A 15,999-nucleotide genomic window follows, 5' to 3' on the forward strand; every position below is an offset into this window, starting at 1 on the left:
CCCGAAATCCGCATCCGCGTATAAACGGGCCGCATGCTTTTCCGTTCACTCATTCCCCCCGCCGGCTGTCTCCCTTCCTCGTTGTCATGGCGGCGATACATAATTTAAAGGATTCCGGGAATAAGCGGAGGTACTGAACCCTCCTACTCTCACCTCAAAATGCAGGTGCGGGCCTGTGGACCAGCCTGTGCTTCCCACCAACCCTATGGTTTCCCCCTGGCTCACCGTATCTCCAGCCGATACCAGCAGCTTCTGGCAGTGCATATATACGGTATAAGTACTGTTTCCATGGTATAAGATGATCCAGTTTCCCGCCGAGGAACTGAACCGGGATATGATCACCTCTCCGTCCGCCGCAGCCACGATAGGTGCGCCTGCCAGCGCGCCGCCGGGCAGGGCGATATCAATTCCGTGGTGGTCGCTCAAGGTCCCGTCGGATTCACCGGTGATCGGATCGTCCCTTCCCCCGTAGCCGGAAGAAATCCTGCTGCAGCTGGGCACCGGCCAGATAAATCCGGTATTAACCGCCGGAGGCTTCGTCGGCGCTTCCGTCGGAGCCTTTGTCGGGGCCTCAGTCTGAGTCGGTTGCGTCCCTTCGCTGCTCTCCGGCTTCTCCGGAGAAGCAGCAGTGGGGTCTTCCCCGCCATCTGCCACAAGCGTTGTCTCAGCCTCCGTCTTCTCAGCCGCAAGAGAAGCTTCTGCGCTCTCTTTAGCCTCTTGTTCCCGGATGGCCTCTTCCATGGCCCGGAATTCCTCCAGCTCGCCTTTCAGCGCCTCATCATAATCTGCCATCAGGTCCTGATTTTCCGAAATCTGTTCATTCAGGTTCTGAAGCTCTTCTGTTTTGGCCTCCTGGAGAGTCACTAAAGACTCCTGCTTTGCCACAGCTTCTTCCTTAAGGGTATCCAGGCCGGCATAGGCCGCCTCCAGTTCTTCCGTTTTGTCCGCGATGGTCTGCTTCGTCTCCTGATAGGCAGTCAGCATATTCCTATCATATTCGGATATCCTGGAAATATACTCCGCCTGATTCAGGAAATCACTCAAATCTGCCGAATCAAACAAAAGCTCCAGAAAATACGTATCCCCTTTTTCATACATATACTGAATCCGGAGCTTCATCTGGTCATACTGCTCCGCTTCCGTAACTTTCGCGGCCTCCAGCTCCGCCTGAGCCGCATCTATCTCCGCCTGTGTTTCCTCCATCTTATCCTGGAGCTCATTCAGGCTGTCCTCTGTCTGGGACAATTCTTTATTGATGCCTTCAATGTAAGCGCTGGCATCTTCTCTGTTCTCATTCAGTTCATCCAGTTTTTTCTGTACCCGGTCCTGTTCTTCCTCAATGGCGTCAATCCTGTCCTGCCGGCTTTCCAGGTCCCCCGACGCACGCACTCCGAGCATGCTGCCCGCCAGGAGAATAAACGCCCCTGCCAGACATATCAATCTTCTGTACCGTGATCTCATTTTATCCTCCATCAGCCTCTGTCCGGTGTCTGCTTTTCCTGTCTGTCCTCAGGCCCTGAGGTGCTTCCGGACGGAAAAGAGGCTGCCGAACAGACCGATACCAAGCCCAAGTCCCAAAGAGACCGGAATCAGCACCTGGAACACCTGGCCAACCGGAAGGAGGGTCAGGATCCTGGACAGGATACTAAGCCTGCTGATGCAGAAACGGACAGCGTATTCATAAGCATAGTATACGAGGATCAAGGGAAGCCCCGCCCCCAAAAGGCCAATGATCAGCCCCTCCACCACAAAAGGCGCGCGGATCAGATAATTGGTGGCGCCGATCATCCGCATAATCTTGATCTCTTCTTTTCTCGCTGTAATGGTTATGGCGATGGTATTGCTGATGAGGAATACCGCTACTCCGAGGAGGATCAGTATGATCCCCGCCGACACATAACCCACCACATTGTTCACACTGGCAAGACCGGCGGCCGCCATTTCCGAATAATTGACTTTTCGGACGCCGTTAATGGATTTCAGATATTCCACAAAGCTTCCCTGATCCTCAATATCATTCAGATACAGCTCATAGGAAGCGGAATTAGCCAGAGGATTATCCTTTGCAAAGCCTTCTGCCAGCTCCGGCGCATCCGCAAAATAATCAGTCTTGTAGCTCTCCCATGCCTCTTCCGCCGACACATATTTCATATCGGCCACTTCAGCTCTGGCGGAAATCATCTCACCGATGGACTGTATCTCTTCCTCCGGCAGCTCTTCCTCAAAAAACACGGTCACGCCGACTGTGTTCTCCACCATCTTTACCATATTCTGTACGTTCACCACAATGGAATAAAAAATACAGAACAAAAAAACACAGGCCGCCATGGTCCCCACGGATGCCAGAGAGAATAATTTATTCCGCCGGATACTCTGGAGGCCCTGTTTTATACAATACCAAAACGTACTAATCCTCATTTCCGTACCCGCTTTCTTCCTTATCGTTGACGATCACGCCATGCTTCATCGTGATCACCCGCTTTTTCATCCGGTCGACAATCTCCTTGCTGTGCGTCACCACGACCACGGTGGTCCCCATCCGATTGATTTCCTCCAGAAGCTTCATGATCTGCCAGGCATTGCCCGGGTCCATATTCCCGGTAGGCTCGTCAGCCAACAGGATCTCCGGCCGGTTGACCAGCGCCCTTGCGATGGCCACCCTCTGCTGCTCTCCGCCGGAAAGCTGGCTGGGAAGAGACTTATATTTGGAAGACAGCCCCACCATGGAAAGAACCTCCGGCACTCGCTTCCTGATCTCCCTGATGGGGGTCACCACGACTCTCTGGGCAAATGCCACATTCTCATAGACATTTTTATCCTTCAGCAGGCGGAAGTCCTGAAAAACAACGCCCAGGCGCCTTCTGTACCTGGGTATCATTTTTCGCTTCATTCCGGTAATATCCGTGTCGCCGACACGGATATTACCGGAAGTAGCATCGATCTCTTTTAACAGCAGGCGTATCAGCGTCGTCTTTCCCGATCCGCTGTTTCCCACAATAAAAACAAATTCTCCCTTCTCAATCTTCAGGCTGATGTCGCGGACCGCTTTTGTCTCCCGGTCCGTAGATCTGTCATAAGTCTTACATACGTGATCAAATTCAATCATAAAAACCTCAATTCTAATTATCCAATGTCTCAATATAATTCATATATTTGACTACCATCAGTGCTATCTTAAATGTAATGGCATCTTCAAACACACGCAGATCCAGCCCCGTACTCTTCTGCAGCTTATCCAGGCGGTAAACGAGCGTATTCCTGTGGATATAGAGCTGCCTGGATGTCTCTGACACATTCAGATTGTTTTCAAAAAATTTATTGATCGTGACAAGCGTCTCCTCATCCAGATCGTCAGGAGACTTGCCGTCAAAGATTTCTTTAATAAACATACGGCAGAGGGATAGAGGAAGCTGATAGATCAGCCGCCCGATACCCAGATTGTTGTAAGCCACGATGTTCTTATCACTGTAAAAAATCTTTCCCACATCCAGAGCCATCTTAGCCTCTTTATAGGAGCGGGAGACTTCTTTTACCTCGTTCACGATAGTCCCGTACGCCACATGGACCGTCGCCATCGCTTCGGTATTCAGCATATCCAGAATCATTTTGGCCACTTTATCCATGTCCTCGTAGCCTTCATTGGATTTAAGCTCTTTCACCAGGATGATATTTTTCTCATCCACCGCGGTGATGAAGTCCTTCGACTTGGCGGAGAACATGCTCTTCACCGTCTCCAGAGCCACCGTGTCATTTTCTGTCTGCGTCTCGATGACAAATACCACCCGCCGCACATTGATATCAATATGCAGCTTTTTCGCCCGGTTATAAATGTCCACCAGGAGCAGGTTGTCGAGCAGCAGGTTCTTTATAAAGTTATCCTTGTCAAAGCGTTCCTTATAAGCCACCAGCAGGTTCTGGATCTGGAATACCACGACCTTGCCCACCATATAAGCGTCATCCCCTGAGCCTCTTGCCAGGAGCACGTATTCCAGCTGGTGCTCATCAAACACCTTAAAGAACTGATAGCCCTGTATCACCTGGCTGTCCGCCGGAGATTCCACAAAGGCAAGCACAGAAAACTCATATTCTTCCGCATCGGGAAACGTGGTCGCAAGGACCTTCCCCTCCGTATCGCAGATACAAAGCTCAATCCTCGTGATTCCCTTTAAGCCTTCGATCGTATTCTGCAAAATCTGATTCGATATCATAGTTTCACTCCCTGATACATTCTCAATCCACATCTATTAGTTATATTTTTTATCCACACCTTGCAAACCCTGTTACTATCTTAATGCAAAATGCGTAAAAATAAAAGAGTTTTTTGGATATTTTTCATGTTTTTTTAACAGAAAAAGAGATTCGGCCTCTTTTCTCCCTGCTGCTTCAAGAAAAAACGCCGAATCTCATTGCGCATATTACACAATAACTTTTTCTGTTTCTTTGTCGAAAAAGAATACCTTCGAGTCTGGTTCCGGAATCATTTCCTCCGGCATGTCCCCATCTTCCGGAACATTCCTTGATGTGACCGTATAGCCCATCAGCACTTTGCGGCCGATACAGCCGGCCCGTTCCAGCTTCGGCAGCCATTCTGCCGGCACATCCAGGCTGAATTTATCTCCCAGCGCCTCTACGGCGGTATGGCCTTTTACAATCTTTACCTCGCTTGTATAAAATCCCGGCTCATTCATGAACTGTGCCACGAAGAGATTGCACGGAGATTCCAGCAGCTCTTCTACAGTTCCTGCCTGCTCGATCTGACCGTGATGCATCACGACTGTACGCGCCCCCATACAGACCGCTTCCTGCGCGTTGTCTGTCACATAGATGAGCGTAGTCCCCAGCTCTTTATATAATTCCTTAAGGCGGTTCCTGGCTTTCGCCCTGGCCGAAAACTCCAAATTCCCCAAAAGATCCAGCAGCAAGAAGGCTTCGGGATGATGTACCTGTGCTCTTGCCATAGCTACATACTGCTTCTGCAGTTCCGTGAGTTCCCTGGGATAACAGGACAGCAGTTTTTCTATCCGAAACAGCTTTGCCGTCTCTTCCACCGCCCGACGTATCTCCTCTTCCGGTGTCTGGCACAGTTTCATGGCAAACGCCATATTATCGTACACCGTCATACCTGGATACAACGTAAAATGCTGAAAGATCATACCCACATTCCGCTTCTGTATCTTTCCAGTCTCCACAAGCTCGCCGTCAATCCGCAGCTCACCGCCGCTGACCGGCTCCATGCCCGCGATCATCCGCAGCACAGTCACCTTTCCGGAACCTGAGGGTCCTGTTAATACCAGAAATTCCCCGTCTGCAATTTCCAGATCAAAGTTCTTCACTGCTGCCTTTCCATTGGGAAATGTCTTCGTCACATTCCGGAATGAAATATCTGCCATCTGCCAGCCTCCCGTTATCGTATATTTCTGTGCTTCTCCAGCCCCTGATAATTTATTTCACAAAAGATCATGCCCTTTAGCCGGCTGCACCCGTTTTGTTCCAGGATAGTTAGATTCATCATATCCTATCACATTGTAAAAAGCCATGACCGAAATCCACAAAAAGCCATTTTACTCTTTAGCAACTTTGTACACCTGTTCTCACAACCACCAAGCGGCTCCGTATTTTCTTCCGTTTTCCTGTAAACTTTTACTAAGAATCCTTTTCAAAGCTGACCAGGATACGGCCATTTTCTTCTTTTTCCAGAAGCGTGCAGATCACATGCGCTCCCTCATCGAGCCAGTCCAGAACACTGGCCGCTGTCTGTACATCACATGGAACGATTCCGCCGCCAGGGCCGGTGATTTCCACCAATTCCCATTCAGAAATCGTATCATATCGGCGCAGAATAGTCAGTAAGGAACCCTTCTCCCAGATTTTCACCTGTGCCTCTTTCCCTTTTTGGGGCCAAAGCCAAGTCTGAAGTTCATAATTCTCCATATGCTGTGTTCCTCCTCGCATAAATGCGCTCTTAAAAAGCGCACCTCTTTTTTATTATAACATAATTCTGCTTAATTCGTTCTTATTTTATACGTATTAATCCATTCTTTTCATTCCATTTCTCATATATGAGAATATTTAATATCCTGCGGAAGCAGAATGGCCGTCATAAAAACGAACCGTCGGAAACAAGTGATGCTGCATTTTATGCAATGATAAAGGGGAATACATGAGTCAGCAAAAGCAAAATGCCGGAGAACAAATTCAGCGGCTGCGCAACCTATGGGGATTATCTCAGTCTCAGCTGGCAGAAGCGGTCGGTACTTCCGCTGATTACATCAGCGATATCGAAGGAGAAAGAAAGCCTCTTTCTCTTCGCTCTGCCTGGAAATTCTGTACTTATTTTGGAGTCAGCCTGGATGAATTGTATTTTGGTAACGAATGGAGAGATGCCCCGGATTCTGTGGCCGAGCCTGAAAGCCCTTACCATACGGAGGATTCTGTTTCGTCAAGGAATTCTCTATGGGAAATATTGGAGACTTGCACAGAAGAAGAATGCGAGATTTGTGAGAAAATTTTGAGACAGACCTTGGATGTCCTGAGGCAAAGTTCCAATGCTCCAATCGTATCAAAGTCCAATGAATATCCTGATGATGATTCAAAATAGAAAAATCAGTATCCTGATTGAGAGGGGAAAAGCTGTCAGGCGTGCTTATACACGACCTGACAGCCTTTTTATATGCCGCCGGTGAGATGAGGTTAAGGCCGGCGGCGACGGCTCAGCCGTCACTCAACTCCTCCGCGGAAAAATAGAAAACCGCGGTGGAGAATGAGGCAAGGTAAATAAAATGTCATTTCATAGTTTGTCGTTTTTAGAGGGATAATAAAATGTTCTGACTAAAACGTTGACTCCGTGCTCAAATAAATAGGTTCCGAACCGGTAGTACCATAAGCCGTTCCATCAAATACCAGTTTATATGTATATCCACGAGGAACCGCAATCTGTCGGGATCTAGAAAGATAATCACTTGTCGTAGACATATTGCTCCATTTCCCCTTACTGATATAGCTTGAACCCGATTTTTGATATAATATAAGGGTACCTGATATTTTCGTACAATTACTTAACCCGGAAATATACACATAACAAACAGCATTACTACCATCATAGCCTAATGACAAGGTCGTATCATTAACATAAATCCATCTAGGAGACGGTCCGATTAAATCATATCTTATTGGATCTTCCTCAATGACACCACTTTCATCAAAGTACACACATTCTCCATCATCTTCATCCGCAAAGGCTACCAATGAAAAACTGCTAATTGCTAATACACACATCAATAAAATAGATATTATTCTTTTCATAATTTCCTCCTAAAATCACCCTCTATTTATATAACGGACTTTTAATAAATATTATTTCATTCAAATAAAATACTTTCAGCTATTTTTTTCATCTCCTCAACAGATAAATCTGCTTCAATTTTATAACTTATTACATCGCTATTCCAATGCAAGATATTTCCATATTCATCACTTTTCCAAAGTTCCACTTCTTTATTTCTTATCATTATCTCTTCTTTATCAAATATTTCTGAATTATATCCCTCCTTAGTTCCTTCCAAAATTAAAGTATAACTGACAATTATTTTTTTATCATCTTTAGAAGCATATTCCCATATCCTACTTATTGGAGTATCATCTTCTTTAATTAGCTCATAGTCTTCTGGTATAAACCCCGGTTCTTTTACATTATAATTTACTATCCAATACTCTGATACTTCGTTTTTCACCTCTACATGATCTTCAAACCATTTCACAACCACATCCACCACGGTCTCGATACTGGCGTCTACGCTTTTCACGATCGCAGATTGTACCACGACTACAAGCACCAATACTGCTGCTGAAGCGGCGATGACCCGCAGAACATGGCTTTTCTTTTTCTTTTCTTTCCTGGCAGCTTTCTTTCTCCTTTTGCGGATATGGGCAATGCGGGCTTCCATTTCTTTCTCTTCTTCAGCGGAATATTCAAAAGGCCCCTCATCCTCCAGTTCCTTCTGGATGGCTTCCCAGCGTTCTTCGTCCTCTTCCTTTACCGCAGCCTTTATAAGGTTTTCTAATTCTGTTTCCAGATCATCCTGCCCGCTGTCACCACCCCGTCTGCCTTCTATCTCATTCCCGGAATTTCGAGCAGAACTTTCATCCGGTTTTTTTATAAGGCCGCGCTCCGGTTTTCTCATTCCGTCAGCCCCTTTCTCACTAAAATTCTTTTCAGGTGTTCCTTCGCTCTCATGATCTTTACACCTACAGAACTGGTGGGAATCTTTAAAAGCTCTCCAATTTCATGATACTTCATCTCTGACACGAAAAAGAGCTCCAACACACGCCGCTCACTTTCAGGCAATTCACCCAAAGCTTCTCTAACGATATCGATCCGTTCCATGCGGATGATTTCTTCCAACGGATTGCCTTCACCAAAGTCGCTTCCTGTTTCTTCATTTGTCTCCATTATCTCATCTAAAGAGGGTTCCCGTCTAGTCCTCCTGAAATAATCTTTGTACTGACTGTCCACGATTCTCCACAGATAACCGTATGTTGCGGAAGGATTGTTCACATCCAGCTTTTCCAAATGTTTGTCGGCGATAATAAATGCCTGTTCCACGATGTCCTCCGCCAAGTGTGAATCGGATACGAACCTGCTGATCGCACGAAGCAGCGGCCGGCGAAATGTCTTATACAAATACGAGAGCTTATCCCTGCTTTCTTCGGTATCAAAAGTCATCAAAAGCATAGCAGCTCCTCTCCCCGGCAATCTCAATCATTTTGCCCCTCCTCATAAGTATCTCCGTTTCCCTAAACCTTGTCCTCTGTACAGTTTCCGTCTCTTTATACCAGCTTTCTGGTGGCCTCCTTCAGCCACGCAAGTTCTTCCCCCTCAAGATATGGCGACAGTGTTTTATACACCTGTCTATGATACCGGTTCAGCCTGTCCATATCCTCCGGTCCCATCTCTGTCCTGTCGATCCCGTCTAAATCTATGGGAACCATGGTCAGAAACTCAAACTTCAGAAACTGTCCGTATTCTGTTTTTTCCGCTTCCGTACACAGCAGCAGATTCTCCGTACGGATGCCATACTTGCCCGCCAGATAAACGCCAGGTTCATCGGAGGTCACCATTCCTGGCTCCAATACCGCGCTGTCCATCCGTTCCGGGACCATTTTCCAGCGAAATCCGTTGGGCGCCTCATGGACATTCAGCAGATATCCCACTCCATGGCCGGTACCATGCTTATAATCCAGCCCCATGGCCCAGAGAGGTTCCCTTGCCAGATAATCCAGATTGGTCCCTCTGCATCCATGCAGAAAATGAGCGTCGCCGAGAGCCAACATTCCTTTCAGCACAGCTGTGAAGTGTTTTTTCTGTTCCCCTGTTATATTCCCCAATACAACGGTCCTTGTGATATCCGTGGTCCCTTCCAGATACTGTCCTCCGGAATCTACCAGAAAAAGGCCTTCTGGTTTCAATACCGCGCTGCTTTCCTCCGTCGCGCTGTAATGCACCACCGCGGCATTAGGACCATATGCCGCGATCGTCGTAAAGCTGGGTTCCAGGTAATGATCCTGCTCCCTGCGGCAGTTCTCCAGATATTCCGCCGCCGACAGTTCCGTAATCTCCTCCCGGCCTATCTGTTTTTTCAGCCAGTAAAGAAATTTGGTGACCGCGAGTCCGTCTTTTCTGTGGGCTTCCCGAAGATTGTCTGCCTCCGTCTCATTTTTCACGGCTTTCAAAAGCTCTGAAGGATTTGGACAATCCACAATACTCGTCTCTGGCTCTAAGACTCCAAATATCTGTTCGTTCACCTTCCCGCTGTCCAGCATGACGGTCTTTCCGCTGCAGACGGCAGGAAGCGCTTCATAAAACCCGCCGTATTCTCTCAGCTCAATGCCGTCTCCCCGCAGCTTTTCCCTCAGCTCACGGGAGAAAGCCTTTTCCTGAACGAATAAGTATACGGCAGACAAAGTCAATATGCAATAGCTCATAAAAACCGGACTGCAGGGCACGTCATTGCCTCTCAGGTTCATGAGCCACGCGATATCATCAAGAGTCGTCAGAATGTGCGCCTCCGCTCCGGCCGCTTCCATCTGCTCTCTGATTTTCCGTATCTTCTCCGTTCTGGACTGTCCCGCATACCTCATATCCAGTTCAAAGACAGGTTCTGAGGATATCGGCGGCCTGTCTTCCCATATCTGTCCCGGCAGATCCTCCAGAAGAATACGGCCGAATCTTCGTTCTGCCGTCCGGCGCATATCCGCGCCCAGCCTCCGGCTGACCACCGTACCGTCATAGGCCAGCGTCCCACCCCGGGGGAGCCGTACCGAAATTTCCTCTTCCAGGGCGGGTACCCCTTCTTCCCCCATTCTGTACAACGTGATACCGCTGCCTGTAAGCTGCGCTTCCGCCTGAAGAAAATATCTGGCGTCAGTCCACAATCCGGACCAATCCGCCGACACCGCCAGCGTACCCGCAGACCCGGTAAACCCGGACAGAAACCTCCTGGCTGCAAAATGGGCGCCAGGATATTCCGATTCATGGGAATCCGCCGTCGGTATCAGACAGATATCCACTTCTTTTTTCTTCATCAGCTCTCTGAGCAGCTCCAACTCCTTCTTTGCCATGCAGATCCTCCTATCTTAAAAAAGCGGCCTTTTCTCAACGACGGCCGCCTTCTCAATACATCTTTCTGTTATCTGTCTTTTCTCCATTAGCCATTTTTGAGATCAGACATCTGTCGGTCTTATTTCTTCCAGTATTCCTCAATCACCGACAGTGTTTTATCCACATCTTCTTTTGTATGTACACTGGACATAAACACCGCTTCAAACTGAGACGGCGCGGCATAAATACCGTGACTGAGCAGATAACGGAAATATTCCCCAAAGGCATTTACATCCGCCGTCTTCGCAGAACGATAATCTGTGACCGGCTCGTTGGTGAAAAACAGGCAGGAAAGAGAACCGACACCGTTCACCTGACACGGAGCGCCGCTTCTGGACACAATCCCCAGAAGCTCCCTCCTGAAATATTCACCCATTTCGTTCATATCCCGATAAATTTCGGGATGATTCTTCAAGATACGAAGCTGTGCGAGCCCTGCGGCCATAGCCACCGGGTTCCCGCTGAGGGTGCCCGCCTGATACACGTTCCCCACTGGCGCCACCATCTCCATGATATCCCGGCGTCCGCCATATGCCCCAACCGGCATGCCGGCGCCGATGATCTTCCCGAAAGTGGTCATATCCGGCTCGATTCCATAATATCCCTGCGCGCCGTCGAAACCAAGCCGGAAGCCGGTGATCACCTCATCAAAGATCAGCAGCGCCCCCTGCTCCGTACACACCTGCCGCAGTTCCTCCAGAAACCCCTTCCTGGGAGCCACCACACCCATATTGGCGGCCACCGGCTCAACGATCACCGCAGCGATTTCTCCGGGGCATTCCAAAAACAGCTTTCTCACGCTGTCCATATCATTATAAACTGCTGTGAGAGTATCCCTGGCGCAACCTTCCGGCACTCCGGCGCTGTCAGGCACTCCGCTGGTCATCACACCGGACCCCGCTTTTACCAGCATCCCGTCACTGTGTCCATGATAACAGCCTTCAAATTTTATTACCTTACTCTTCCCTGTATACCCTCTGGCCACGCGGAGAGCGGACATCACCGCTTCCGTCCCGGAATTCACCATTCGGATCAGCTCGACGGAAGGCACCATCTCACAGATGAGCTCCGCCATCTCCACCTCTGCCGGGCAGCTGGCTCCAAAGCTCAGGCCTTTCTCAGCCGCCTCCATGGCGGCAGCCTTAATGGCCGGATGGTTATGGCCGAGGATCATCGGTCCCCAGGAGCCAATGTAATCGATGTATGTATTCCCGTCCACATCCGTGATCATTTCCTTTTCTGCGTGAGCAATAAAACGTGGATTTCCCCCTACCGCCTGAAACGCACGGACCGGACTGTTGACGCCGCCGGGGATCACTCGCTTTGCCCTTTCAAATAGTTGCTCTGATATGCTCATATCCTGTCTCCTCTCCTCTTTGGCTTCTTTATCCGATTCTGCCTTCGTCCATATATCTTGCCAGCTCTTTTGCATAGTAGGTGATCAGGATGTCGGCGCCGGCCCGGTATATGGAAGCCGCTGATTCACATATAACAGCCTCTTCATTGATCCAGCCCTTCTCAGCTGCCGCCTTAATCATCGCATATTCTCCGCTCACGCTGTAAGCCGCCACCGGCACATGGACTGTCTCCGAGACTCTCCGTATCACATCCATATAAGAAAGGGCCGGCTTCACCATGACAAGGTCGGCTCCTTCCTCCACATCCAAAAGCGCTTCCTTTATGCCTTCCTTCACATTGTGGAAATCCATCTGATACGTCTTCCTGTCTCCAAAACTGGGGGCAGAATCCGCCGCCTCCCGGAAAGGACCGTAAAAGGCAGACGCGTACTTTACAGCGTAAGACATGATCGGCGTATTTACATAACCATTCTTGTCCAGGGTTTCCCGGATTGCCCCCACTCTTCCATCCATCATATCGGAAGGGGCGACCATGTCAGCCCCTGCCTGCACATGAGACAGCGCCGTTTTCGCCAGGAGCGGAAGCGTCGCGTCGTTATCCACATCATGGCCGCACAAAGCGCCGCAGTGTCCATGGGAGGTATATTCGCACATACAGACATCGGTGATATAATAGAGCTCCGGCACCGTTTCTTTTCCGGTCCTGAGCGCCCTCTGTATGATTCCGTCACGGTCGTAGGCGCCGCTGCCAAGTTCATCCTTTTTGTCTGGTATTCCAAACAGCATAATGCTGGAGACTCCGGCATCTGCTGCTTCTTCCAGCGCCGCAGGCAGCATATCCAGACTGTAATGGTACTGCCCCGGCATAGAAGGAATCTCATGCCGGATTCCTCTTCCTTCCACCACAAACATCGGATAGACCAGGGAAGCCTTATCCATCCTGGTCTCCCGCACCATTCTTCTCAGCGTTTCTCCGCCTCTCAGACGCCTTGGACGCTTTACCATATCCATTTATCGTTCCTCCTTCAGCATACATGCCCGATTATCTCCATCCGCTGTCCTTCACATCCAGCAGCTTTTCTACCATACTTTCCACATCCGCCCGATCCGATATTTCTACACGGATTCCATATCTTACGGCTTCCTCCGCCGTCTGCTCACCAATGCAAAGGCCCCTTATCCCGCTCAGATCAGTTCCCTGCATCATCTGCACGAATCCCCTCACTGTGGACGCGCTGGTAAAGGTCACAATGTCATCCGGCAGAAGTTTAAATTCCGACGCCCCGATGTGTTCCCATACGGTATCATAGACCGGAATATCATCAAACAGGATTCCCGCCTCCGTCAGCGGCCCGATAATCTGCTCTGTACCGATTCTGGCCCTTGGAAGAAGGAGTCTCTCGCCTGAAGCCACCGCCTGAGCTAAAAGCTTCCCAAATGCTTCCCCGGTATATGTCTCCGGCTGCAGCTCCACCAGGATCCCTCTCTTTTCCACAGACCTCCTGGTCGCCGGCCCGATGGCTGCAAACCGAATCCCTGCCAGGCTCCTCACATCGATTCTTCGGCGGCAGAGCGCATCAAAAAAGCAGTCCGCCCCCTCTGAGCTGGTAAAGCCTATCCACTGATACCGCTCCAGACTCTGAAGCGTCTCCTCCAGCGGTCTATTGTCTTCTATAGGCCTCGTCTCTATGGCCGGAAGCAGAATCACCTCCGCACCCAGAGCCTCAAGCCTGTCCGCCAGCTTTTTGCTCCTCTTCTTCGGCCTGGTGACAATGACTCTCTGTTTCCCCAGAGGCCTGTCTTCCGCCCAGTGAAAGGTATCCGCCAGACTGCAGACCCTGCCGACCACGATCAGAGAAGGAGAACTCAAATTCGCTTTATCTGCTTCCTTCTTCAGACTGGAAAGGGCAGATATCACCTTTCTCTGCGCGGCAGTCGTCCCCCGCTCCAGCACCGCTGCCGGCATATCCGGATCCATGCCGGCTCTCAGAAGTCCTTCGCATATGTCCCCCAGGGCGCTGAGACCCATATAAAAAACCAGGGTCCCGTCCAGTCTGGATAAGGTCTCAAAATCCAGTTCTTCCTCGCTTCCCCGCTTTTTATGAGCGGTTATCAAATGTACAGAAGAACAGCAGTCTCTGTGGGTCACCGGGATTCCGGCATAAGCCGGCACTGCCGCTGCAGCAGTCACTCCCGGCACAACCTCAAAGGGGATTCCATTCTTCACCAAAAGCTCCAGCTCTTCTCCGCCCCTTCCAAATACAAAAGGGTCTCCTCCCTTCAACCGGACAACGCGTTTTCCCTCTTTCGCTTTATCCAGAAGAATCTGGTTGATCTCTTCCTGAGGCACCGGATGCGCTCCGGACTGCTTCCCTACATTTATCTTCTCTGCCGTCTGCGGCATCATCTGAAGGACTGCCTGTCCCACCAGACGGTCATATACCACTACCTGGGCCTGCTCCAGCACCTGTAATCCTTTAATCGTAAACAATCCGGGATCTGAAGGGCCCGCTCCCACCAGCCATACCTTGCCGATCTTATTCATATCTGACTGCTGCCTTTCTCGTTCTAAGTTCATGCTCCGGCCGCCGCCTCCAGCCGAAGTGCATCTGCCAGATTCTCGCCCAGTTTTTCCGCTTCTTCCGAACGCCCCTCTATGCTGCCGACCGAATGGCGCCCTGTCTCTTCGTCAAAGAAGAGCCCCTGCAGACAAAGCTGCCCATGTTTTTTTTCCGCGTACGCGGCTATGGGGGAAGAACATCCTCCATTCAGTTTTTTGACAAAGCTTCTCTCCGCGCCGGCTGTCTGCCAGGCATCCTCATCATTTATGCAGTCCAGGTAAGAATAATCCTCGCCTGACCTGCCCTGCACCGCCAGCACCGCCTGCCCCGCAGCCGGAATCACCTGTGCAGGCTCCAGGTACGCATCAATCCGCTCTTCAAGCCCCAGGCGGATAAGCCCCGCGGCAGCCAGGACGATGGCGTCATATCCTCCTTCGTCCAGCTTTTTGAGCCTGGTCAGTACATTCCCCCGTATTAAAAGGAATTCCGCCTCCGGAAACAGCTTTTTCAGCTGAAGGCGCCGTCTTTCACTGGATGTTCCGATCCGGAACGGTCTGCCGTCCTCCGGCCTCCGCCTTTTTCCGCCTCTGGGATAAACAAGAACATCCCTGGGTTCTCCGCGCCGGGACAGAGCCACGATGGGCATTCCCTCCGGCTGTTCCATGGGCATATCCTTCAGGCTGTGGACAGAAAAATCAATCTGCCCTCCCCGGAGTGCTTTATCCAGTTCCTTGACAAAAAGGCCTTTTCCGCCCACCTTATCCAGACTCCGGTCCAGGATCATGTCGCCGGTAGTCTTCATTGTCACCAGCTCAAACTGAAGCTCCGGATGATACTCCTCTATTTTCCGCAGAAGCAGCATGGTCTGTTCCACCGCCAGCCTGCTTTCCCTGCTTCCCACACGGATCACTCGTCTTTCTTCCATTAAATTCCCGCCTTTTCCTTCCAGAATTCCCGGATTTCTTCCACCGCCTGTCTGGCAAGCCTGTGATCTTCACCACCAGCACAGACTCCGGCTACGAGACTTCCTCTCTTGGCGATCCCCGGAAAATAAAAGCTGCATTCTTCCTTTTTATCTGCCACATTCACTGGAATACCTGCCTCCGAGCACCACTCATAGATCTGGTGATTGATCTCCCGCTTATCCGCGGCAGCCACTACCAAAAATGCCGTTTCCATATCCTGTTTTTCCACAGTCCGCAGCTCACACTGGACTTTCCCTGACTGCCAGAGATCTCTGACTTCGCCGGATACTTCCGGCGAGATGACCAGCACGCTGGCGCCGAATTCTACCAGAACTCTGATACGCCTGGTCCCAATGGTCCCGGCGCCGGCCACGACCACTCTTTTCCCTTCCAACTCCACAAACATCGGAAATCGCATGTGTTACCGTCCTTCCCGCCGGCTCCCATCCGGACTGCTG

General features: G+C 50.2%; 16 protein-coding genes. 1 reads left to right on the forward strand and 15 read right to left on the reverse strand.

The annotated features are described in order from the left end of the window. Nucleotides 1-84: 84 nt before the first annotated feature. The 6 genes from LQE92_RS14510 to LQE92_RS03965 all read right to left on the reverse strand — a co-directional run bounded on the left by LQE92_RS14510 (nt 85) and on the right by LQE92_RS03965 (nt 5,931). The gene (locus tag LQE92_RS14510) at nt 85-1,461 is read right to left on the reverse strand and encodes a murein hydrolase activator EnvC family protein (protein WP_331001228.1); all 1,377 of its coding nucleotides are present in this window, start codon (nt 1,459-1,461) and stop codon (nt 85-87) included. 48 nt (nt 1,462-1,509) lie between these two features. Next, on the reverse strand, nt 1,510-2,418 hold the full coding sequence (gene ftsX, locus LQE92_RS03945; RefSeq protein WP_231061686.1) for a permease-like cell division protein FtsX: 909 nt from the start codon (nt 2,416-2,418) through the stop codon (nt 1,510-1,512). After that, entirely contained in the window at nt 2,408-3,106 is a 699-nt protein-coding gene (gene ftsE / locus LQE92_RS03950; protein WP_231061687.1) for a cell division ATP-binding protein FtsE, read from the reverse strand. The genes ftsX and ftsE overlap by 11 nt, the downstream gene beginning before the upstream one ends. A gap of 13 nt (nt 3,107-3,119) precedes the next feature. Further along, complete coding sequence (locus tag LQE92_RS03955; RefSeq protein ID WP_147595010.1) at nt 3,120-4,208, reverse strand: PucR family transcriptional regulator; 1,089 nt, start codon at nt 4,206-4,208, stop codon at nt 3,120-3,122. Nucleotides 4,209-4,415: 207 nt separating this feature from the next. After that, nucleotides 4,416-5,390 carry an ABC transporter ATP-binding protein gene (locus tag LQE92_RS03960; RefSeq protein WP_231061688.1) on the reverse strand — a complete coding sequence of 325 codons (975 nt, stop codon included), beginning with the start codon at nt 5,388-5,390 and terminating at the stop codon, nt 4,416-4,418. A 253-nt stretch (nt 5,391-5,643) separates the two neighbouring features. Next, nucleotides 5,644-5,931, reverse strand: a complete 288-nt coding sequence (locus LQE92_RS03965; RefSeq protein ID WP_231061689.1) for a hypothetical protein — start codon at nt 5,929-5,931, stop codon at nt 5,644-5,646. A 229-nt stretch (nt 5,932-6,160) separates the two neighbouring features. On the opposite strand from LQE92_RS03965, the gene LQE92_RS03970 reads away from it, so the two are divergent. After that, nucleotides 6,161-6,598: a helix-turn-helix domain-containing protein gene (locus LQE92_RS03970; RefSeq protein ID WP_231061690.1), complete on the forward strand. Its 438-nt coding sequence runs from the start codon at nt 6,161-6,163 to the stop codon at nt 6,596-6,598. Nucleotides 6,599-6,828: 230 nt separating this feature from the next. Here LQE92_RS03970 and LQE92_RS03975 read toward each other — a convergent pair whose 3' ends face one another. From LQE92_RS03975 to LQE92_RS04015, 9 genes are all read right to left on the reverse strand, one after another. Next, nucleotides 6,829-7,302, reverse strand: coding sequence for a hypothetical protein (locus LQE92_RS03975; protein ID WP_231061691.1), 474 nt, complete (start codon nt 7,300-7,302; stop codon nt 6,829-6,831). A gap of 56 nt (nt 7,303-7,358) precedes the next feature. Next, entirely contained in the window at nt 7,359-8,180 is an 822-nt protein-coding gene (locus LQE92_RS03980; RefSeq protein WP_231061692.1) for a DUF4367 domain-containing protein, read from the reverse strand. Further along, nucleotides 8,177-8,758: an RNA polymerase sigma factor gene (locus LQE92_RS03985; RefSeq protein WP_231061693.1), complete on the reverse strand. Its 582-nt coding sequence runs from the start codon at nt 8,756-8,758 to the stop codon at nt 8,177-8,179. Before LQE92_RS03985 ends, LQE92_RS03980 begins: the two co-directional genes overlap by 4 nt. A gap of 68 nt (nt 8,759-8,826) precedes the next feature. Continuing rightward, entirely contained in the window at nt 8,827-10,617 is a 1,791-nt protein-coding gene (locus LQE92_RS03990; RefSeq protein ID WP_231061694.1) for an aminopeptidase P family protein, read from the reverse strand. Between the two features lie 119 nt (nt 10,618-10,736). After that, nucleotides 10,737-12,014, reverse strand: coding sequence for a glutamate-1-semialdehyde 2,1-aminomutase (gene hemL, locus LQE92_RS03995; RefSeq protein WP_231061695.1), 1,278 nt, complete (start codon nt 12,012-12,014; stop codon nt 10,737-10,739). 28 nt (nt 12,015-12,042) lie between these two features. Then, nucleotides 12,043-13,026, reverse strand: a complete 984-nt coding sequence (gene hemB / locus LQE92_RS04000) for a porphobilinogen synthase (protein WP_231061696.1) — start codon at nt 13,024-13,026, stop codon at nt 12,043-12,045. Between the two features lie 31 nt (nt 13,027-13,057). Beyond that, nucleotides 13,058-14,593: a uroporphyrinogen-III C-methyltransferase gene (gene cobA / locus LQE92_RS04005; RefSeq protein ID WP_231061697.1), complete on the reverse strand. Its 1,536-nt coding sequence runs from the start codon at nt 14,591-14,593 to the stop codon at nt 13,058-13,060. Then, complete coding sequence (hemC, locus tag LQE92_RS04010; protein ID WP_231061698.1) at nt 14,590-15,501, reverse strand: hydroxymethylbilane synthase; 912 nt, start codon at nt 15,499-15,501, stop codon at nt 14,590-14,592. The genes cobA and hemC overlap by 4 nt, the downstream gene beginning before the upstream one ends. Beyond that, the gene (locus LQE92_RS04015; RefSeq protein WP_231061699.1) at nt 15,501-15,959 is read right to left on the reverse strand and encodes a precorrin-2 dehydrogenase/sirohydrochlorin ferrochelatase family protein; all 459 of its coding nucleotides are present in this window, start codon (nt 15,957-15,959) and stop codon (nt 15,501-15,503) included. The genes hemC and LQE92_RS04015 overlap by 1 nt, the downstream gene beginning before the upstream one ends. Between the last annotated feature and the right edge of the window lie 40 nt (nt 15,960-15,999).

The organism is Lientehia hominis, assembly GCF_021044755.1.
In the GTDB taxonomy this organism is placed as follows: domain Bacteria; phylum Bacillota; class Clostridia; order Lachnospirales; family Lachnospiraceae; genus Lientehia; species Lientehia hominis.